The sequence below is a fragment of the Legionella resiliens genome (genome assembly GCF_021344005.1).
GTDB classification, from domain to species: domain Bacteria; phylum Pseudomonadota; class Gammaproteobacteria; order Legionellales; family Legionellaceae; genus Legionella; species Legionella resiliens.
In genome coordinates this window covers 1,589,405-1,609,624 of record NZ_JAJTND010000004.1, presented here as the reverse complement: position 1 = coordinate 1,609,624, position 20,220 = coordinate 1,589,405, and the positions used below count along the sequence as shown (strand labels likewise).

The following is a 20,220-nucleotide window of genomic DNA, read 5'->3' as shown; positions in this document are numbered from 1 at the left end:
TTTAAGATGCCGCTGAGAGCATTTATATAGCAAGATCCCCTGGATACCGCGCATAAAGCGCGGTACGTAGGCGAAAAACTAAGAGGGGTACGTAGGCGAAGAAATTAAGGGGGTACGTAGGCGAAAAAATTAGCGGGGGTTTCTCATCAAAAAACTGACGATACTTCAGGTCATTCTGAACCAACCTACTCACTAAGCCACGATGTGCATTGAAAATGGATCCCTTGCCTGCGCAAGGATGACGGCTTTTTAAGCGGTATGTAGGGCGCAAAAAATTTGTGGAACATGAAATTCTGAAACCTGGGTCCGCTTCGCTTTCCCCAGGCTACAGTTCAGGGCGTTGTGGAATTAACACCCATATAATGCTTGATACGCTTCAAGCTTTTTTACTTGCTCGTTTTGATTTGTACTTTTCAAGTAATCGATTAAATCAAATAAAGTGATAATTGAATAAACATTGATACCTTGCGCCTTAATTTCTGCCAGTGCTGACTCCTGAGTTAATCCTCGCTCACATCGATCAAGAGCGATAATAACTCCAGTTAATTGACCGCCATTTTCCTTAATTAAGATCTGTGACTCTCGAAAAGCGGTACCTGCAGTAATGACATCATCAATGACAATTGTTTTCCCAGTTAAGGGGGCGCCAATTAATTGGCCTCCTTCACCATGATTTTTTACTTCTTTACGATTAAAAGTAACCGTGGTTTCCTGACCTAATTCAGCTAAGGCAATAGCTGTAGCTGTAGCAAGAGGCAAACCTTTATAAGCTGGGCCAAATAAGTGGTCGAATTCAGCTTGGTGCTCAAGTAATGTTTTGGCATAAAATTGGCCCAATTGCCGCAACGCGTTGCCTTGATAAAATAATCCTGCGTTAAAAAAATAAGGGCTGATGCGGCCAGATTTTAAAGTAAACTCACCAAATTTTAATACTTGGCAATCAAGTGCTAATTTTATAAAAGCTGATTTCATCTGATTCATTATGTATTTCCAATAGAAAAAAAAATTATAAAGATATCGATTTTTTTAAAAAATCCTTAACAATCAATAAAAAACTGCTATGCTAATCTATATGCAGGGAATTTTTTCTTGCATAAGTGTATGTTTATAGATACTCAGCGCTTTAATAGTAAATATTTTTGTGTTGAAAATAAACATCTGTAACAGTTGGATAGTAAAGCTTAAGACAAAGGGGATAGCTAATGTCGCAAAGAGAAACGGGCCATGTAAAGTGGTTCAATGAGAAAAAAGGATTTGGATTTATCATTAATGAAAATGGTGACGATATTTTTGTTCATTATAAAGATATCCAAGGTGTTGGATTTAAAACCCTTCATGAGAATGATCCAGTATCCTTTGTGCTTGATAAAGGACCTAAAGGACTAAAAGCACAAGACGTTACAATTATTACTGAATAAGTAAAGTAACGAATCAATATTCTCAGCTATCGCTGCGTGTTAAGTTTAGCCTGGGCTAGGGATTTGCCATAACCCGGGTTACTTTTCATGCAATGGACTTTTGGTTATGGTTGCAATCTAGATTTTGTTCCCGTAGGCTCTTTGCTGAGCGCGAGAAACCTTTTAAATCATAAGGATGTGACAATTAATCAATGTTCTCTTTTTGTATCTAAAATATTCCAAAAGAAAAAATAAAACCTCTTGAATTTCTCTAAAGCATCTTCATATATCTTCTTCTTGTTTATTTATTTTTACTTTAAGAGGTGGGGTATGAAAAGCTTATCTATGTATCAGGTGGATGCATTTGCATCTGCTCTTTTTGAAGGTAATCCTGCAGCAGTTTGTCCGCTAGAACATTGGTTAACCGATCAGGAAATGCAACGTATCGCTACAGAAAATAATTTATCAGAAACAGCTTTCTTTGTTCCTGAGGGAGATGGATTTTATATAAGATGGTTTACACCAAATGAAGAAGTCGCTTTATGTGGTCATGCTACGCTTGCGAGTGCGTATGTTATTTTTGAAAAATTAGGATTTAAGGGTAAGAAAATAACATTTAATTCTAAAAGCGGGGCGCTTATTGTTTATAAAAATGAGAATGGTTTAATGATGGATTTTCCAGAATTACCTTATCACCCAATTGAATTATCACCTGAGTTGCACCATTTAAATTTAAAAAAACCTCAAAAAGTCTTAAAAAGCCAGTTTGATTTAATGTTTGTTTATGAGGATGAAAACGACGTGAGGACAGCAGATCCAGATTTAGATGCAGTCGCACGTTTGGAATATAGAGGTTTGATCTTAACTGCTCCAGGTAAAAATACTGATGTTTATTCGCGGTGTTTTTATCCAGGATGCAATGTTCCAGAAGATCCAGTGACTGGTTCAGCGCATTGTGTGATTGCACCTTATTGGTGTGAACAATTGGGTAAATCTCGTATTGATGCGATACAAGGTGGAAACCGCCAAGGCAAATTGCAATGTGAGGTAAAAGAGGGGAGAGTTCTTCTTTATGGAACGAGTCATCTTTATTTAGATGGTACAATTTACTTGCCATAGACTTTAGAACTTCTACGCTCTTGGAGCGATCATATCGCTCCATTTGAATAATTTACCTGTCAATTCTTTGGCGAAATATTATTTATTTAAAGTAATAACTTATTTGATTCATTATGAGATGCCGTACATGATTTATTAGATGACATTATTCGTGGTTGTATTTATCATGTGTTATTTGGAACGCTCGTATTAGAAAAGGAGTATCTTATGACTATCTATATGTTTCCTGGACAAGGATCTCAGATAAAGGGGATGGGAATTGAATTATTTTCACATTTCCCTGAGCAAATAAAACAAGCTGATGAGATTTTAGGATATTCTATTAAAGAATTATGCTTGGATGATCCAAAGCAGCAATTGAGTAATACCGAGTATACGCAACCCGCATTATACGTTATTGAAGCGCTTTCTTTTTTAGTCAGGGCTGCTGAAGAACCGTCACCTCATTATCTCATAGGGCACAGTTTAGGAGAGTATGCTGCTTTATTTGCAGCAGGGGCTTTTGACTTTGTTACAGGGTTAAAACTTGTGCAGAAACGAGGTGAATTGATGGCTCAAGCAAGTGGCGGGGGAATGCTGGCAGTAATTAATTTACCTGAAGAGCGAATTAAATTTTTACTGAGGGTCAATGGATTGGATTCTGTAGATTTTGCCAATTTTAATTCATCGAAACAAATTGTTCTTTCTGGACTTGCTGCAGATATTGCCAAAGCTAATGAGTTACTTGCCAATGAAGCGCTGATGTGCGTACCTTTGAAAGTAAGTGGTGCATTTCATTCTCGTTATATGCAAGCAGCTGCCGACGAGTTTGCAAAATTTATCGCTCCATTTGAATTCTCCACACTTAAGACCAAAGTGATCGCTAATGTTACTGCAGAGCTTTATAGCAACAACATGATTAAGGAAAATTTAGTAAAGCAAATTACTCATCCAGTTCGTTGGACCGAAACGATTCGTTATTTGAAAAACCAAGGGGAAACGGTTTTTATAGAAGTAGGACCGGGAAATGTGCTGACTCGCTTAGTAACGCAAATTTAATTATTTCGAGCAAGGATTTACTGCATCTGTAGTGACAAATCAGAAAGATGAATTGCAAATTTGAAAATATCCCCCTGTTAGCTATTTTGTGTACCGTACTTTATGCCTGAAGAGTCCCCACAGAATTTTTTACTTTTCTACGTACCGCGCGCTTTATGCGCGGTATCCAGCAGTAGTTGTTTTTGAAATAGAACTCAAAGAACATCAAACATCGTTCTGGATACCGCGCATAAAGCGCGGTACGTAGAAGGGTGGAGTTTTGTGAGGGATATAAGTAATCCCCTTTCCTTTTTTAAAGAAAATCTTATAAGTCATTACATTCAAAAGAAAAATATCATCTACACTTAAATAGTGATTCAATTTACAGAGGGTGCAATATGACAATTCGACTGAAACATGACCATGGAAAGTTAGAAGAAATAGAGCTTTTTCAGTTACAACACCACTTGGCGCTTCCCCATCTTAAGAAATATTTACAATCAAAAGGTTCAAAGCAATGTAAATCAATAAAAAAAATTAGGGTTGATCATTCCAACTTGGATGACAAAGATTATCATGCATTACATGACATTTTTAAATTATCATCTAAAGTTGACGAAATTTCATTTTACTCAAATCATATTGATACTGAGCAAGTTACTTATTTATTTGAATCTTTACCCAGTAAAAAACTGAATAAAATCAAGTTTGTAGATAATTGGATAGGGGAAAAAATTCCTTCTGGTTTTTTCTCTTTTTTACAAAAGAAAAAATTGAAGGTTTTGGATTTATCATTAAATTGGTTGCGTGATGCTGGAGTGCAGCATTTGTTAGAAGCAATAGAAGCGAATACTGAATTGAATGAGTTGGTATTAAGCTGTAATGATTTCGGTTTGGGTGGAATGAAGGCATTACATCATTTTGTGTTGAAGCATTCAACATTAAAAACTTTGGATATCTCCTATAATAATTTGGATGAAAAATGTGCCAAAGAAATTTCCACCATGATCACTGAATCAAATTCTTTGACTCATCTGAATCTTAGAAGTAATAAAATAGGGGATGCTGGAGCCGAGCTTATCGCCCACGCATTAAAATCAAATAAAAATTTAAAATATGTTGATTTATCAGATAATAGAATTTCAGAAACAGGTTTGTCTCAACTCGTACGTGAGGCAGTTGCACATGATAAACTTGCAGGATTGATTTTAAAGCATAATCAGTTTCTTCCTCCAACATTAAAATCAAATCAATCAGACTTACACGTTTTTTATTGATAGCAAGTGCAGAATTATATAGCCGTTCAGTGTAGTATTCATCTTTTAGTGAATACATATGAACGGTTATATTAATCAATGGAGTTTTGCCAATGGGCACTGGTGCTTTTTACCTTTTAAAAGAACGTCGATTTTTGCCTTTTTTCCTTACTCAATTCTTTGGTGCCTTCAATGATAATGCATTCAAATTAGCGATGCTCACATTGATTAGTTACCATTTGACACATGACCAAGCTCAGTCAGAATTCTACCAAGCAATAGCGGGTGCTTTATTTATAACCCCTTTTTTTCTACTTTCTGCGACTGCCGGACAATTAGCGGATAAATACGATAAAGCTTTTATGACTCGGCTCATTAAAATATTAGAATTACTTTTAATGATTATTGGTAGTTTTTCTTTATATTGGGGCAACATTTTTCTGATGATGCTTACTTTAACTGGTTTAGGAGTGCATTCAACTTTTTTTGGACCAATAAAATATGCCATTTTACCTGATCATTTGCCTAAGAACGATTTACTAGGTGCAACTGGGTTAATTGATGGGAGTACTTTTATCGCTATTTTGCTGGGAACTACTATGGGTTCTTTATCCATAGGCATGAACAATCCTAAACCTTATATGGCGGTTTTCTTAACAGTGATTATTGCGCTAGCTGGTTTAACTTCAAGTCTATTTATCCCAAGCGCACCACCTAGCTCCGAAAAGATAAAAGTCGATATGCAGATTTGGCGAGTGACATATAAAATGTTGAAGCAAGTTACAGAACATTTTGGTATTTTATTGTCTATTTTAATTTTATCTTGGTTTTGGTTGCTAGGAACAGTAATACTGACAAAGCTTCCTGATTATACAAACTATGTTTTAGGAGCAAATAATGCTGTTTTTGCATTATTTCTTGCTTTATTTTCCATAGGAATTGCATGCGGTTCAGTGACAGTGAATTTTATTTTTCAAGGGCGGATTAGTTTGCCTATGGTTCCTTGGGCTATGTTTGCTTTTAGCTGCTTTGCTATGGATTTATATTGGGCTACCCCTTTTACCCCTTTAACAGATCAAGGTTCACTACTTACTTTAAATACCTTTTTTACACGGTTTAACTATTGGCGTATTGCTTTTGATTTATTTATGTTAGCGTTTAGCTCAGGCTTATTTGTAGTTCCTTTGTATACCTATTTACAGGTTGCCAGTCCCCCTCGATCTAGAGCCAGGGTCATTGCGGCCAATAATATTTATAATGCCCTATTTATGGTGATAGGGACGTTTATGATTATTGGTTTATTACACTTTAGTGCCGCAATTCCGAAAATTTTTTTAATTTTGAGTTTATTAAATGTTGGTGCTGCATGGCTGGCCAGGATTTATCTCAAGAGGGTGGTTGTGCCAGAAAAATAATAAATAAGTATAGCCTGGTGAAGTCAGCGGTACTGCCATTAAATTAAGAATAACTAAGTGTCTTGTCTACGTCCCGTGGTTTGTCCGCGGGATCCAGTGATAGTGCGTGATTTATGGATCCCGCGGACAAGCCGCGGGAAGTAGGATAAGGTAAGGACCAATAGCCTGATGAAGTCCGCTGCACTTCATCAGACTTAAACATTTGAGTTATGTTAACCAATCGCGTGGCGGTAGAAAATCAGTATAAAGTTTTGCTTCTGCACTATTGGCATCAGGCTGCCAATTGTATTCCCAGGTGACTTCAGGTGGTAAGGACATTAAAATCGATTCTGTTCTGCCATTTGATTGTAAGCCAAATAAGGTTCCACGATCATATACCAAATTGAACTCTACATAGCGTCCTCTTCGATAATGTTGAAACGCTTTTTCTCTTTCACCAAAAGGATGTGACTTACGACGCGACACTATTGGAGCATAAGCTTCAATATAATGATCACCGATGCTCTGCATCAGAGCGAAACTGTGATCGAAACTGATTTCATTATAATCATCGAAAAATAAGCCCCCAATTCCACGTGCTTCGTTCCGATGCTTGATAAAAAAATAATTATCACACCATTGTTTAAATTTAGGGTAAATCGATTGGCCAAAAGGTTGGCAGGCGCGTAAGGCGGTTTGATGCCAATGCGTGCAATCTTCTTCAAATCCATAATAGGGTGTTAAATCAAATCCACCACCAAACCACCAAACTGGCTCAGAACCATCTTTTTCTGCAAGAAAAAAGCGAACATTAGCATGCGATGTTGGCACATAGGGATTATCAGGATGAATAACCAATGATACACCGAGTGCATTAAAATTTCTGCCTGCTAATTCGGGGCGATGTGCACTTGCTGAGGCAGGAAGATGAGTTCCATAGACATGAGAAAAATTGACACCGGCTTTTGCAAAGACTGAGCCTTGTGTTAAAACTCGAGTAATTCCGCCGCCACCTGAAGGACGTTTCCAGGTATCTTCAATAAATTGAGCTTGGTTATCAAGTCGCTCAAGTCTCGAGCAAATTTTATTTTGTAATTCTAATAGGTAAGTTTTTACTTGTTCAATCGTATTTTCTGGAAGAGTATGATTCTTTGACATGTGGCTGATCTCCCCAATTTATAACACGCTTATTTTCTCACTTATTTGAAATTGGCACAATGTTTGCTTTTCTTGTTGTACTTACTTTAAGGGGGAAAATATGGCGTTAGATCTGGATTCGTATTTTGGAGTACATGCTAAAGCTTTAGTAGCACGTGACCATAGGGCATCACAATTAGCGAACAACTTAGCCAATGTCAATACACCCAACTATAAAGCTCAAGATATCGATTTCAACGAATTTTTAGCAGCCAGTATGGCTGGCGGTTCGCAAAAGATGGAGGTAACTTCGCCTAATCATATTAATGCAAACGCCGATTTTTCGGCGAATTTGAAATACAGAGTGACATCGCAAATGTCTTTAGACGGGAACACCGTGGATAAAGATTTGGAAACCACTGAATTTGCACGTAACTCCCTTAACTACCAGGCCAGTTTGAGTTTTCTTGATAGTAAAATCAAATCCATGATGCTTGCGCTGAAAGGAGAATAAGAATGACATTAAGTGCAATTTTTAATATTGCAGGCTCAGCATTGACCGCTGAAACAGCACGTTTGACCACTAGCGCCGAGAATATGAGTAATGCTAATGTAGAATCAGGGAGTGTTGATGAGGTGTACAAGGCGAAGTATCCGATATTTAAAGCAGTACAGGAACATGCAAATCAATGGATGGGGGAACACGTATCAGGAGGGGTACAACTTAAAGGAACTTATGAGAGTACTTTAGATCCTCAAAGACGTTATGCGCCTGATAACCCCTTGGCAGATAAAGATGGGTTTGTTTATACACCGAATGTGAACTATGTTGAAGAAATGGCAAACGTTATTTCTGCTTCCAGGTCATATCAAATGGATGTTGAATTGCTTAATACAACAAAACAACTATTACTACGGACTTTAAAGTTGGGTGAATAAGGGAGAAAAGTGAATGTCGACAAATTCAGTTAACGGAACTAACGCGTCTAACCCATCATTTAATAATCAAATGGATTCCACAGCGAAGAACAGTTTGGGGCAACAGGATTTTCTACGTTTAATGGTTGCTCAAATTCAAAACCAGGATCCGATGCAACCGCAGGTAAATGGTGAGTTTTTATCGCAACTAGCACAGTTTAGTACGAATGATGGGGTTGCCAAAATGCAAGAGTCGTTACAACAAATGGCAACTTCCCTGCAATCAAATCAGGCTTTGCAAGCCTCGGCTTTAGTGGGTCGTAAAGTTTTGGTCAACAGTCAGACCCTTCAGCTGAATAATGAGGGTGATGCAAAGGCAGCAGTTGATATTCCACCTGGTCTAAGTAATTTAAGTGCATCAATTTATTCGGAATCTGGGGAGCTGATAAAGACAATTCCTTTAGGACAGCCTGCTCCTGGATTTTTTCAATTTAGTTGGGATGGTACTGGCAGCGACAATAATCGGATGAAAGAGGGTAAATATAAAATTGAAGTACATGCTGTTTATGGAGGAAAAGAAGTATCTTTAAAAACAATGACTTCTGCCAATGTCGATAGCGTAAGCCTTGGCCAAAATGGAGAAGGTTTAAAATTGAATGTAGCAGGGATTGGACCAGTATCATTGGATCAGGTAAGACAAATATCAGTTTAAAAGCAGGAGGCTAAAATGATTTTTGACGCGGCACTAAGTGGACTTCAAGCAGCAACAAGTAATCTGGATGTTATAGGGAATAATATTGCAAACTCTTCAACTGTAGGGTTTAAGGGTTCTCGCGCTAATTTTGGTGATATTTATGCTTTTGGCGGTTACGGAAGCTTTGGTGCAGGCAGTACTTCTATAGGGAGCGGGGTGATGCTGACTCAAGTTCAGCAGTCGTTCGCATCTGGAAATTTATCCAGTAGTACAAACAGCCTGGATCTCGCAGTGAATGGTTCTGGTTTTTTTATTTTAAATAATCCAGGTGGCGGTGCAGTGTACACACGCGCAGGCCAGTTTAATTTGGATAACCAAAATTATATTACCAATGCGAATGGGCAATATCTTACTGGACTCCTTTCTGATGGCAATGGAAATATTACAGGAACTTCTGGAAAATTGCAGATAAATACAGAGAACATAAGTCCGCAGGCAAGTACCACGGTGACAACTGGCGTCAATTTGAATTCACAAAGTACTCCTCCAGCCATTGATTGGATAGGTGGAGCTGCGCCACTTAGCAGCTCTTACAATAATCCAACATCATTGACTATTTACGATAGCTTAGGAAATTCGCATGTGCTTAGCATGTATTTTATCAAAGCGGATTCTGCTGCTGCAGCGGGACAACCCAATGCATCAACTCCTCCAGGTACAGAGAATCAATGGTATGTTGCTTTTCAAATTGATAACCAAAATGTTCCAGCTAATGTTGGAACAGATAATACAACGAATTTGTTCGAAGTGAATTTTAATTCAGATGGATCATTTGTCGGAGTTGCGAGTCCAGGAGGAGCTCCCATAGGTAATAATCTGATCCCATTGTCACTTAATTTGAATAATGGTGCCAATCCTTTAAACTTAAATATTGATTTATCAAACAGTACGCAGTTTGGTAGTCCCTTTGGTGTCCAATCTACCGCCTCAAATGGTTATACAACAGGAAGCCTGGCAAGCCTGAGTATTGATGATACCGGACTTATTTTAGGAATTTATACCAACGGCCAATCTATGGCTATGGGACAGATTCAATTAGCTAATTTTGCTGATCCTACAGGCCTACAAAATATGGGGAATGTATGTTGGGCTGAAACTTCTGCTTCAGGACAACCTTTAATTGGTACTGCTGCATCCGGAGGATTTGGCGCCATTAAATCAGGTATGTTAGAGCAATCTAATGTTGATTTAACCAGTGAATTAGTAGACTTGATCAGTGCACAACGCGATTTTCAAGCCAATGCTCAGTCAATTCGTGCTGGTGATGCGATCACACAAACAATAATTAATATGCGTTAGGAGGTAACCCTATGGATCCTATCTTATATAATGCTGCTGGTGGGGGGCGGATCGGCTTTAAACGCCAGGAGATAATCGCCAATAATTTGGCGAATTTGAGTACTCCAGGTTTTAAAGCGGACATGTATCAAGCACAAACTATGTATGCAAGTACAGATGGATCCGGCAAAGGGCCATCCTTTCCAATACAAAATCAAAGTGCAGTTAATTTGAGTCCTGGGGAGATTATGACAACAGGGCGTAATTTAGATATAGCAATTGAGGGTAATGGTTGGTTTGCGGTAGGTAGTCAAGGTAAAGAGGCCTATACTAAGGCTGGAAACTTGCGTTTGGATATTAACGGCTTATTAACAACTGCTTCCGGACTTCCTGTTCTGGGAAATGGCGGCCCAATTTCGATTCCCCCAGCCCAATCTGTAAACATAGGAACTGATGGAACAATTACAGTTGTTCCATTGGGTGGCGATCCTAAAAGTGCAGCCATATTGGATAGAATTAAGCTAGTTACGCTCGATAAAAATAATATTGTTAAAAATTCAGAAGGTTTATTCCAATTAAAGAATGGTGGAACTCCAGCTGCTGCTGATGGGAGTGTCAAGATTAGAAGCGGAGCCATTGAAGGCTCTAATGTGAATGCTATTGATCAGATGGTAGAAATGATTACCTCAGGACGCGAATATGATGCGCATATGAAGGTGATATCCACAGTTGAAGACAATTTCCAAAAGCTGGCACAAGTATTGCAGGAATGATAACCAATTTAGTTGAAAAACAAGAATAATTGCGGAGGGGGCTCCATGGAACCAGCATTATGGGTAAGTAAATCAGGCTTGGAAGCACAAGAAAAAAATATCGCTACTATTGCTAATAATTTGGCAAACGTTAATACAACTGGATTTAAAAAGGATAGAGCAATATTTCAGGATTTGCTTTATCAGAACTCAAGCCAGGCTGGAGCCCAATCTTCAGAGAACTCTTTAATTCCAACGGGAATAAACTCAGGTGCAGGAGTCCATTTAGCTGCTACAGAAAAAATATTCGAACAGGGAAGTGTACAAAATACACGTAATCCTTATGATTTGATGATCCAGGGGCAAGGATTTTTTACGATTTTAATGCCTGATGGTACCCAAGCTTATACACGTGATGGTACTTTTACAGTGGATAACACAGGCCAGCTTGTTGATATCAATGGATATCCATTGCAACCTGCAATAAATATTCCTACTCAAACATTAGGGGTAACCATTAGTACTGATGGAGTAGTGAGTGCTACCGTGGTTGGAAGCAATACGCCAACGGTACTTGGAACCATCCAACTCGCTAATTTTACTAACCCTACAGGGCTTCAACCTATAGGACAAAACCTTTTTATAGAAACGGCTTCGAGTGGTGCTGCAACACTGAATAATCCAGGAAATTCGGGTGTAGGTACCTTGTTGCAAGGCTCTCTGGAGGCATCGAATGTGAATGTAGTTGAAGAGTTAGTCAATATGATTCAGGCTCAAAGAAGCTATGAAATTACAGCAAAGAGCATCCAGACAGTGGATAACATGTTGCAATACTTGAATCAAACGGTTTAAGAAGATTTCATTAATGAAATTATTTAATTTGCTTGTTGTAAGCTCGGTTGTCATTCTTATGAGTGGGTGCGAACTGTTTAATCCTCCCCAGCGCGGGAATGATCCTGAGTATGCACCTACATATCCTACGACACCTGATCCAAAGGAGTTGAGGAAGGAGTCTGGAGCTATTTATAGCGCTGAAACGGCATTGCCTCTTTTCGAAACACCAAGAGCTAGGCATGCTGGCGATATCATTACCGTTTTTTTGGTTGAAAGCACCAATGCATCAAAAAATGCAACGCTGCAACAGATGAAAACAGATACTAACGTAGTCAAAAACAATCTCTTTTTAGGCCGGCCAATATCCTTTGGTAGCGGTTACAGTATGGATTTTGACTTGAACAACCGGCGACAGTTCAATGGTTCTGCGCAGGCAGTACAGAATAATAAGTTAGCAGGAAGCATTTCTGTTACTGTGGCTCAAGTGTTGGCAAATGGTAACATGGTCGTTCAGGGAGAAAAATGGGTTAAAATAGACCAAGGTGAGGAGTATGTACGTGTTTCGGGTATTATTCGTCCTCAGGATGTTCGGGCTGATAATTCCATCACCTCGGATCGTCTGGCAAATGCTCGTATTGCTTATGGCGGCACAGGACAAGTGAATAACACGAATGCCCAGGGATGGTTAGCGCGAATTATGTGGGGGCCATTATTCCCAACCTAACCCTAACCTGTAGTCTTAGTAATGGTAAATATAATTTGCAATGAAGTATCTGCCTGACTCTACTTTGTCTTATCAGTTCGAAAGGGATTTGTATTTATAAAAGTGCTTAATTAAGGAATTGTAATGCGGCGATTGCTGATAATTACATGGATGTTTGCAATAAACTTGATATCAAATCATGTTTATGCCGAACGCATTAAAGACATTGCTACTTTGGCTGGTGTTCGCACAAACCAGTTGGTTGGTTATGGTTTGGTGGTTGGTTTAAATGGTACTGGAGATAAAACCGGAACTCGATATACCGAAGATACCTTTGCAAACATGCTCACTCAATTAGGTGTTAACATACAACCAGGAACCAAGCTTAATTCGAAAAATATGGCTGCAGTCATGGTGACAGCAAGTTTGTCTTCTTTTATGAAAAAGGGCCAGTCCCTGGATGTCAATATTTCGTCGATTGGCGATTCAAAAAGTTTATTAGGCGGCACCTTGTTAATGACCCCATTAAAAGGAGCGGATGGGCGAGTTTATGCAATATCTCAGGGAAATGTTATCGTATCCGGCGTTAGTGCTGCAGGAAGTGATGGTTCAAGTGTTACGGTAAATGTTCCCAGTGGAGGGCGAATTCCGAACGGTGCAACCATTGAGGCAGATATACCTAATCCTTTCTATTTTACAAAAGATTTGACCTTTAATTTGCATACTCCGGATTTTACAACTGCGAAGCGCATGAGCGATGCCATTAATGAAATGATGGGACCAGGAACTGCCAGAGCACTGGATGCCGCTTCAGTAGTTGTTACCGCGCCTAAAAAAAAGTCACAACGTGTGGATTATGTTTCAGTGTTGGAGAATATAGAATTTAAACCCGCTGAGGCTATGGCTAAAATTATTATTAACGCACGTACTGGAACCGTTGTTATTTCCTCTAATGTTATTGTTAAATCTGCGGCGGTTTCGCATGGTAATTTGGTAGTTAGTGTGACTGAGACTCCAGTGATAAGCCAACCTAACGCCTTTGCAGATGGAAGAACCGTTTCAACACAGCAGTCGCAAGTATCGATTGACCAAAAAAATAACCATGCTTTTGTCTTACCTCGTGGCGTGACATTAAAAGATATCGTTCGAGGTATTAATGCTGTTGGCGCAACTCCAGCTGATGTGATTGCGATCCTTGAAGCATTACAACAAGCTGGTGCGTTAAATGCCACATTAATTGTGATATAGGTGTGTATTTTGATGAACAATGAAGCATCATCGATTAAGATAAAGGATTAATATGACCGTACATGGAATTGCAACCAGTGATTTTAATGCATTAACTGAATTAAAAGTTCAAGCTCAAAATAATGCAAAAGAAGCGCTGCCTGATGCAGCGAAGCAATTTGAAGGAATATTCTTACAATCCATGTTAAAAAGTATGCGTATGGGGCAACATTTTCTTGATGAATCTAGTCCCTTTAGAGGTAAAGATCGGGAAACTTTTCAGGATATGTTAGATGCTCAATATGCGAGTACCATTGCAAATTCCAAGAGTATTGGTTTGGCTGACATGCTTGCAAAACAAATGGAACATAATCTGCCTACCGTGGAACAACCAGCAAAGAGTATTCCAGCTAAGTCGGAGATTTCTTCTTTCCCTGCTATTCCAGTCAAGGCAGCAAAACAGGAGATACCCGTAACTACTACAATTGATGAGTTCGTCAAATCAATTTGGCCCCAGGCAAAACAGGCTGCGTCACTTATTGGTTTGGATCCTAAAGTTTTAATGGCACAAGCAGCATTGGAAACAGGATGGGGAAAATTTGTCACTAAGGATGTTGATGGCACCAGCAGTAATAACTTGTTCAATATCAAGTCGAGTAGTGGTAACGAGCTTGATTCAGTTAATGTAAAAACAACAGAATATATCGCCGATACGCCGATTAAAATAAATGCATCGTTTAGAAAATATTCATCAATTGAACATAGCTTTAGTGATTATATTTCTTTAATCAAGGGTAGCGAACGCTATCAAAGTGCTTTAGCCAGTACCGGGAATCCAGAGGTTTATGTCAATGAGTTACATAAAGCAGGATATGCCACTGATCCTGAGTACGGTACAAAAATTTTATCAATTTATCGTGGCGAGGAATTAAACCAGGCAATTCAACGCTGTGAGTTATTGGAGCAAGTTTGATGGAACATTTGACTATTAGGTCAGGGAGTGAGTAACTATGTCAATACTAAGTATTGCTTATTCGGGGATGAATGCTTTTCAAAACGCATTGAGTGTTACTGGAAATAATATTGCAAATATCAAAACTCGAGGTTATTCAAGACAAAGTATTCAATTTACTGCGACCCCATCGCGCAAGTTTGCGGGTTCTTTTATTGGGACCGGAGTAGCAGTTAATAATGTTTCCCGTAACGTGGATCAATTTGCTAACGCTCAAGTGAGAAGCACTCTAAGCATTAAATCTCAATACGACACTTTTTACCAACAAGCGTTGCAAATTAATAAATTACTTTCTCAAGATGGCAGTAGCCTTTCCTCATCTTTGCAATCCTTTTTTGATTCACTAGGTCAACTAAATAATGCGCCAGACAGTGTTGCGTCGCGAAATGTTGTTATGAGTCAAAGTCAATTATTAGCGAGTCAATTTTTATTCTTACAGCAAAATCTCGATCAATATCAAGAAAACTCCACCGCTCAGATAAAAGAAATAGCAAATAAAATCAATCAATTGACATCAGATCTTGCTGCCGTTAACGGACAAATAATGAACTCGCCCAACTCACCTGAATTGTTGGATCAACGGGATGAATTACTCAAGCAACTGTCCGAATTCTCCGATTTAACTGTTGTGGAGCAGAATAATGGGATGGTAAATGTGGGTATTGGCAGTGGTCAAATGCTGGTGATTGGAGCAACGCAGCGCGCTTTATCTGTGAGTTATGATCAATTAACAGCACAAGGAACTCATATTTCATTGGATACAGGTGCAGGACAAACAGATATTACAAATCAATTAGCAAGCGGAACTTTAGGTGGTTTACTGGATTATGAAAGAAATATTTTATCTAAAACCAGTCAAATAATAGGTCAAATGGCGATTGGTTTAGCACAGACATTCAATGCTCAAAATCGTTTGGGTATGGATTTGAACAATCAATTAGGACAGAACATTTTTACTGATTATAACAGTCAAGCGTTACAGCTGAATCGCTCGATAGCCGCAGCAACAAATGCGGGGTCTGGAGTATTGTCGGTGAATATTTCTGATATTTCACAAACCCAAATAAGTGATTATCAATTAGTTGTTACCAATGCAGGAGCAAATCAGGTAACCCTCATTCGTGATTCGGATGGCTCTGCTGTAACATTAAATTGGAGTAGCAACCCGCCAGCCCCTCCTGCAGGACAAATTGTAGTTGATGGGATGATCATTACTGTAGATAACCTGGCTAATTTGGTAAATAATGATTCTTTTACACTGATGCCTACACGTGGTGCTGCCTCGAATTTTGCTCTATTGATGAGTGATCCTCGTCAATTGGCGCTTGCATCACCTGTACAAACCAGTGCATCACTAAATAATACGGGGCAGGGAAAAATCGATTTGGGAGCTGTTTTAAATACTACTGAGGTTACAAAACGATATACTATTGATTTTATTTCTCCAACACAATTCAATTTGATTAACGTTACTGATGGCATTACAACTGGCCCAATTCCGTTTGTTCCCAATACAGACAATGTGATCGAGATTCCGGATAATATCAATCCCTCTTATTCTATTACTTTATCTGGAGCTCCCAATACCGGTGATCAGTTTACAGCTCAGTACAACCAGGGGGGGTATGGTGATAACCGTAATGGATTACTTTTAGCTGGAATTCAACAACAAGATATTTTTTCTAACGGTACAGAAACGCTTTTTGACGTTTATTCTGATTTACTTTCTGATTCAGGCAGCCTAACTAATGAGGCTAAAAATCGCAGTGATGCATTTCAAGTTTTATATAAACAATCTGTAGACTATCAGGAAAGTATCAGTGGCGTTAACCTGGATGAAGAAGCGGAAAATTTATTGCAATTCAAGCAAGCATATGAAGCTGCAGGAAAGCTGATGGAAATAGCCAATCAAATGATGGAAATACTTTTTCAAATAATGAGGTGATAAATGCGCATTTCAACAAATCAAATTTATCAGAACAGTTTGAACAGTTTATTACTTAAGCAAGAACGCGTAGCGAAACTGCAAGAGCAACTAAGCGAAAATTTTCTAAAGGTGCGTTATTCATCCGATGATCCTATCGCTTTTGCGCAAATCGAACTAATGAATCAGCGTATAAACATCACGGAGCTTCTGCAAAAAAATCGTGAAAGTGCTGATAGTGCGCTGAGTATGGAGGAATCGATCTTAAATGATTGCACAACCAGTTTACAACGCTTGCGGGAAATTCAAGTTAAAGCAGGTAATGCTACATTGTCTGAACAAGATCGTAAGGCATTAGCTATCGAAGCGAATATCATTTTGAATGAATTGCTTGATTATGCAAATACAAAAGATATTAATGGTGATTATATGTTCAGTGGTGGGCAAACTACCACCTTGCCTTTTTCAATTAGTTCCTCGGGGCAATATGTATATAATGGAGACAGTACCCAGCGTTTTCAGCTTGTTGCAAGTAGTTTACAAATGGCTGTCAACGATCCAGGCGATGCTCTTTTTATGCGTATACCGAATGGAAATGGCAGTTTTACGATTAAACAAACAGGTACCCCTAATACTGGAACTGCATCAATTAATACGGGTTCGGTAACTACTCCTTCAGCTTATGTGCCTGATAATTACACCATGAGTTTTGCATTAAATTCACAGGGGCAGCTGGTCGTCATGGTCAGTGGAGCAGTAAGTGGGAATGTTATTCCTCCTACAGGGTTACCTGATGACGCCCCTTTATATGAAGAGGGGATGAGTATTAGTTTTAATGGTATGGAAATGAAAGTCTCAGGAATGCCAAATCCTGGTGATGCATTTTCAATTGCTCCATCACAAAATGAGTCGGTTTTTGCAACGATCCAGAACATGATTAATAATTTGAATCAACCCTATTCAAGTGCCACCGAAAAGGCAGCAGCAACCACCGTAAATAATCAAATATTAGCCCAAATAGATAGTTCTTTAACTACGATTTTGGATGCCCGGGCTAACTTGGGCGCTCGCCTCAATCAGTTGGAGCATGCTGAAACAGCGAACTCTGATTTAATTGAACAAAGCCAAATTATTTTAAAACGGCTACAAGAAGTTGACCCATTAGCCGCTGCCACTGAATTCAAACAGGAGTTGTATAATTTAGAGGTTGCCCAGCAAAGTTTTGTACTGATTCAGGGATTATCTGTGTTTAATTTTATTTGATTTTTTAGGCGCATGATAAATTCATATCGCGCCTACAAATCGCGATATGCTCCTGAGAGTTCTTCACAAAATCGGAATCAGGGCATTCATTATGGTCGGACGTGTAGGCTGGGCCTTGGCCCAACAACTTGATACAATTAAAATAATTTTTTAATAATTCTTATCTTAAGTATTGAAGAGAAGTTGGGCCAAGGCCCAAACCCACCTATCTGTCGTGCCTATATGGAAAAAAGCAAGCATTCGCTCGTTATTCAGGAGGCGATTTTTCCAACCAAAATTGAGCTATATCAATACGCCTTGCTATCCAGACATCTCGATACTGTGTTACATGTTCTAAAAACTGTTTTAACATAAGGCAACGATCGGGCTTTCCACCCAGACGGGGATGCAAGCCTACAGTCATTAGTGCGAGACGTTTTTCTTGATAAAGATAATGAAATGTATTCATTAATCGCTCGTAAAATGCTTTAGCGTCGGCAAAACCGGGTGTCGTTGTAAATCGGAAATCATTGCAGTCAAGAGAGTAGGGGATTATTAAATGCTTCTCACTATAATAAGGCAATTCATCTGCATAGCTGTCTGAATCATAAAGAAATCCCCCGATTTCAAGCAATAACTCTCGAGTGCTTTTACTTCGTCGTCCTGTGTACCATCCTCTGGGTCTATGTCCGGTTAATTTTTCCAGCGTTTCAATACATAAAAGAATATGTTTCTTTTCAACGTTCCTCGAGATGTTGGTGTAATTTATCCAGCGCCATCCATGCCCTGCTATTTCATGGCTTTGTTGTGCCAGATAATCGGCAAATAAAGGATTTAATATCAATGCTTGTCCAGTAATAAAAAATGTAAGCGGTATTTTATAATGCTCAAATAAACGCAGCAGCCGCCATATACCTACGCGGCTCCCATATTCATAAAATGATTCCATGCTCAGATGTCGTTGTCCTTTGGCTTTGGGTATAAAAGGAAAATCGGCGCCACTAGTCTCTGCTTGTGAATCACCATGGATAGGGCTTAACTCTGCCCCTTCTTCATAGTTAATCACAAAATTAATAGCAATTTTTGCTTTATTGGGCCAAAAAAATTTTTTTCCTTCTGATCCATAACCCACTAAATCACGCATGTTTATCCTAGTTCAAAGGTTGTAATACCATAAATGCCTTCAATAGATAGTTTAGGTGTTCCTTTTAAATACATTCGAGCAGTTGCAAATACTTTAGACATCTTATATTTGTTTACCAGATTAAGAGCTAAGGGATTATTTTCAGGAATATCGAGATAAACTGTTTCACCTTGAGCATATTCGACCAATTGCTCAAACAATTTTTCAGCGATGAAAGGGGTATCTGCAAATAGAGGGCCTATTTTATATCCTTCAAAACATTTTCTGATTACTCCATAACCTTTTAATTGTTTTTCCTGCACATAACCAAGAGCTAAAGCAGTATTTTGTTTTATCCACACTGAGAGAAATTTCGGTCTTGGTGCAGGAAAATAGTGACGATCATATTGTGTTAATTGCTCAAAAGGGACCGTTTTTAATTCAACCAGATTGGGATCAGGTTTAGGAGTCAGTCGAGTATGTCCTAAAGCATAGCGGGCGTTACTGTGTGCAAACTGATAACCAATACGCGCATAATTATCGACCATGTCGAGTACCCCATCAATTCCCGCATTACGCTCACCAACATACAGCAGACGAGCACGTGTTAATTGCATCCCATATCCTTGGGCCCGATATTTTTTATCTACCATATAAAATCCACAAAAGGCAAACTGTTGGTCATAAACTACTGCAGAACCAACAGCAATAACTTGGCCATTTAATTTGCCGGCGAAGAAACCATGCGGATCAGTATGATAAAAACATTCAGCATCATTTAATCCTGGATTCCAACCTTCCTTTCGTGCCCATTCTACAGCAATTGAAACCTCATCCTGTGTCATACGCTCGATACGGTATTGGGACATGATATTCACTTTTTTACGGGTTTATACAATAAATTAAATATTAAAGTAATCACTAAAGCAAATAGGTACTTCATTAGACTTCTTCGGAAAATCTCTACTGCAGAGGAGAATTACTTCGTCGATATAGGGTTCGAATCCTTCATGTGACTTTGTGTACACTGCGGTTCTGTGTTCCGATTCGAGTCTTCACATACTTTTCTTTATGGCGCAAATTTCCGAATAAGTTTATTTTATTATAGGGATAGCCTTCGTTATTCCTTGTTT

20 protein-coding genes are annotated in these 20,220 nt (G+C 38.8%); 16 read left to right on the top strand and 4 right to left on the bottom strand.

From position 1 onward, the window contains the following. Positions 1–348: 348 nt before the first annotated feature. Positions 349–981, bottom strand: a complete 633-nt coding sequence (gene pyrE / locus LXO92_RS12590; protein ID WP_182349917.1) for an orotate phosphoribosyltransferase — start codon at positions 979–981, stop codon at positions 349–351. A 221-nt stretch (positions 982–1,202) separates the two neighbouring features. Here pyrE and LXO92_RS12585 point away from each other — a divergent pair, with 221 nt between their 5' ends. From LXO92_RS12585 to LXO92_RS12565, 5 genes are all read left to right on the top strand, one after another. Continuing rightward, positions 1,203–1,418 (top strand): cold-shock protein, encoded by a 216-nt coding sequence (locus LXO92_RS12585; protein WP_003631957.1) that lies wholly within the window; start codon positions 1,203–1,205, stop codon positions 1,416–1,418. 309 nt (positions 1,419–1,727) lie between these two features. Then, on the top strand, positions 1,728–2,516 hold the full coding sequence (locus LXO92_RS12580) for a PhzF family phenazine biosynthesis protein (RefSeq protein WP_182349916.1): 789 nt from the start codon (positions 1,728–1,730) through the stop codon (positions 2,514–2,516). Positions 2,517–2,723: 207 nt separating this feature from the next. Then, positions 2,724–3,554, top strand: a complete 831-nt coding sequence (fabD, locus tag LXO92_RS12575) for an ACP S-malonyltransferase (RefSeq protein WP_182349915.1) — start codon at positions 2,724–2,726, stop codon at positions 3,552–3,554. Positions 3,555–3,931: 377 nt separating this feature from the next. Then, positions 3,932–4,810, top strand: a complete 879-nt coding sequence (locus tag LXO92_RS12570; RefSeq protein ID WP_232891092.1) for a leucine-rich repeat domain-containing protein — start codon at positions 3,932–3,934, stop codon at positions 4,808–4,810. Positions 4,811–4,902: 92 nt separating this feature from the next. Next, complete coding sequence (locus LXO92_RS12565) at positions 4,903–6,204, top strand: MFS transporter (protein WP_232891091.1); 1,302 nt, start codon at positions 4,903–4,905, stop codon at positions 6,202–6,204. Between the two features lie 207 nt (positions 6,205–6,411). Here LXO92_RS12565 and hemF read toward each other — a convergent pair whose 3' ends face one another. Further along, entirely contained in the window at positions 6,412–7,341 is a 930-nt protein-coding gene (gene hemF / locus LXO92_RS12560; protein ID WP_232891090.1) for an oxygen-dependent coproporphyrinogen oxidase, read from the bottom strand. A gap of 100 nt (positions 7,342–7,441) precedes the next feature. Here hemF and flgB point away from each other — a divergent pair, with 100 nt between their 5' ends. From flgB to flgL, 11 genes are all read left to right on the top strand, one after another. Next, positions 7,442–7,834: a flagellar basal body rod protein FlgB gene (flgB, locus tag LXO92_RS12555; protein WP_182349911.1), complete on the top strand. Its 393-nt coding sequence runs from the start codon at positions 7,442–7,444 to the stop codon at positions 7,832–7,834. A gap of 2 nt (positions 7,835–7,836) precedes the next feature. Beyond that, entirely contained in the window at positions 7,837–8,259 is a 423-nt protein-coding gene (gene flgC / locus LXO92_RS12550) for a flagellar basal body rod protein FlgC (protein ID WP_182349910.1), read from the top strand. 13 nt (positions 8,260–8,272) lie between these two features. Further along, positions 8,273–8,950, top strand: a complete 678-nt coding sequence (locus LXO92_RS12545; RefSeq protein ID WP_182349909.1) for a flagellar hook assembly protein FlgD — start codon at positions 8,273–8,275, stop codon at positions 8,948–8,950. 15 nt (positions 8,951–8,965) lie between these two features. After that, positions 8,966–10,291, top strand: coding sequence for a flagellar hook protein FlgE (gene flgE / locus LXO92_RS12540; protein ID WP_182349908.1), 1,326 nt, complete (start codon positions 8,966–8,968; stop codon positions 10,289–10,291). A gap of 11 nt (positions 10,292–10,302) precedes the next feature. Further along, positions 10,303–11,043, top strand: coding sequence for a flagellar basal-body rod protein FlgF (flgF, locus tag LXO92_RS12535; RefSeq protein ID WP_182349907.1), 741 nt, complete (start codon positions 10,303–10,305; stop codon positions 11,041–11,043). 45 nt (positions 11,044–11,088) lie between these two features. Next, positions 11,089–11,874, top strand: a complete 786-nt coding sequence (flgG, locus tag LXO92_RS12530) for a flagellar basal-body rod protein FlgG (protein ID WP_058458823.1) — start codon at positions 11,089–11,091, stop codon at positions 11,872–11,874. Between the two features lie 13 nt (positions 11,875–11,887). Beyond that, positions 11,888–12,580, top strand: coding sequence for a flagellar basal body L-ring protein FlgH (locus LXO92_RS12525; protein ID WP_182349906.1), 693 nt, complete (start codon positions 11,888–11,890; stop codon positions 12,578–12,580). Between the two features lie 123 nt (positions 12,581–12,703). Continuing rightward, positions 12,704–13,807, top strand: a complete 1,104-nt coding sequence (locus tag LXO92_RS12520; RefSeq protein WP_232891089.1) for a flagellar basal body P-ring protein FlgI — start codon at positions 12,704–12,706, stop codon at positions 13,805–13,807. A gap of 52 nt (positions 13,808–13,859) precedes the next feature. Beyond that, on the top strand, positions 13,860–14,759 hold the full coding sequence (gene flgJ, locus LXO92_RS12515; protein ID WP_182349904.1) for a flagellar assembly peptidoglycan hydrolase FlgJ: 900 nt from the start codon (positions 13,860–13,862) through the stop codon (positions 14,757–14,759). Positions 14,760–14,796: 37 nt separating this feature from the next. Beyond that, positions 14,797–16,743, top strand: a complete 1,947-nt coding sequence (gene flgK / locus LXO92_RS12510; RefSeq protein WP_232891088.1) for a flagellar hook-associated protein FlgK — start codon at positions 14,797–14,799, stop codon at positions 16,741–16,743. Positions 16,744–16,746: 3 nt separating this feature from the next. Further along, on the top strand, positions 16,747–17,985 hold the full coding sequence (gene flgL, locus LXO92_RS12505) for a flagellar hook-associated protein FlgL (protein WP_232891087.1): 1,239 nt from the start codon (positions 16,747–16,749) through the stop codon (positions 17,983–17,985). A gap of 247 nt (positions 17,986–18,232) precedes the next feature. Here flgL and LXO92_RS12500 read toward each other — a convergent pair whose 3' ends face one another. Beyond that, positions 18,233–19,108, bottom strand: a complete 876-nt coding sequence (locus tag LXO92_RS12500) for a polysaccharide deacetylase family protein (protein WP_182349901.1) — start codon at positions 19,106–19,108, stop codon at positions 18,233–18,235. A 2-nt stretch (positions 19,109–19,110) separates the two neighbouring features. Continuing rightward, positions 19,111–19,956: a GNAT family N-acetyltransferase gene (locus LXO92_RS12495; RefSeq protein WP_182349900.1), complete on the bottom strand. Its 846-nt coding sequence runs from the start codon at positions 19,954–19,956 to the stop codon at positions 19,111–19,113. Positions 19,957–20,220 lie beyond the last annotated feature (264 nt).

What these genes read in the sequence shown, in the direction of transcription:
- flgK (WP_232891088.1), top strand. Translation starts at nt 14,797, where the DNA reads ATGTCAATACTAAGTATTGCTTATTCGGGGATGAATGCTTTTCAAAAC.
- fabD (WP_182349915.1), top strand. Translation starts at nt 2,724, where the DNA reads ATGACTATCTATATGTTTCCTGGACAAGGATCTCAGATAAAGGGGATG.
- flgG (WP_058458823.1), top strand. Translation starts at nt 11,089, where the DNA reads ATGGAACCAGCATTATGGGTAAGTAAATCAGGCTTGGAAGCACAAGAA.
- flgC (WP_182349910.1), top strand. Translation starts at nt 7,837, where the DNA reads ATGACATTAAGTGCAATTTTTAATATTGCAGGCTCAGCATTGACCGCT.
- LXO92_RS12545 (WP_182349909.1), top strand. Translation starts at nt 8,273, where the DNA reads ATGTCGACAAATTCAGTTAACGGAACTAACGCGTCTAACCCATCATTT.
- LXO92_RS12495 (WP_182349900.1), bottom strand. Translation starts at nt 19,956, where the DNA reads ATGTCCCAATACCGTATCGAGCGTATGACACAGGATGAGGTTTCAATT.
- flgL (WP_232891087.1), top strand. Translation starts at nt 16,747, where the DNA reads ATGCGCATTTCAACAAATCAAATTTATCAGAACAGTTTGAACAGTTTA.
- flgF (WP_182349907.1), top strand. Translation starts at nt 10,303, where the DNA reads ATGGATCCTATCTTATATAATGCTGCTGGTGGGGGGCGGATCGGCTTT.
- pyrE (WP_182349917.1), bottom strand. Translation starts at nt 981, where the DNA reads ATGAATCAGATGAAATCAGCTTTTATAAAATTAGCACTTGATTGCCAA.
- LXO92_RS12520 (WP_232891089.1), top strand. Translation starts at nt 12,704, where the DNA reads ATGCGGCGATTGCTGATAATTACATGGATGTTTGCAATAAACTTGATA.
- hemF (WP_232891090.1), bottom strand. Translation starts at nt 7,341, where the DNA reads ATGTCAAAGAATCATACTCTTCCAGAAAATACGATTGAACAAGTAAAA.
- LXO92_RS12500 (WP_182349901.1), bottom strand. Translation starts at nt 19,108, where the DNA reads ATGCGTGATTTAGTGGGTTATGGATCAGAAGGAAAAAAATTTTTTTGG.
- flgE (WP_182349908.1), top strand. Translation starts at nt 8,966, where the DNA reads ATGATTTTTGACGCGGCACTAAGTGGACTTCAAGCAGCAACAAGTAAT.
- LXO92_RS12585 (WP_003631957.1), top strand. Translation starts at nt 1,203, where the DNA reads ATGTCGCAAAGAGAAACGGGCCATGTAAAGTGGTTCAATGAGAAAAAA.
- LXO92_RS12580 (WP_182349916.1), top strand. Translation starts at nt 1,728, where the DNA reads ATGAAAAGCTTATCTATGTATCAGGTGGATGCATTTGCATCTGCTCTT.
- LXO92_RS12570 (WP_232891092.1), top strand. Translation starts at nt 3,932, where the DNA reads ATGACAATTCGACTGAAACATGACCATGGAAAGTTAGAAGAAATAGAG.
- flgJ (WP_182349904.1), top strand. Translation starts at nt 13,860, where the DNA reads ATGACCGTACATGGAATTGCAACCAGTGATTTTAATGCATTAACTGAA.
- LXO92_RS12565 (WP_232891091.1), top strand. Translation starts at nt 4,903, where the DNA reads ATGGGCACTGGTGCTTTTTACCTTTTAAAAGAACGTCGATTTTTGCCT.
- LXO92_RS12525 (WP_182349906.1), top strand. Translation starts at nt 11,888, where the DNA reads ATGAAATTATTTAATTTGCTTGTTGTAAGCTCGGTTGTCATTCTTATG.
- flgB (WP_182349911.1), top strand. Translation starts at nt 7,442, where the DNA reads ATGGCGTTAGATCTGGATTCGTATTTTGGAGTACATGCTAAAGCTTTA.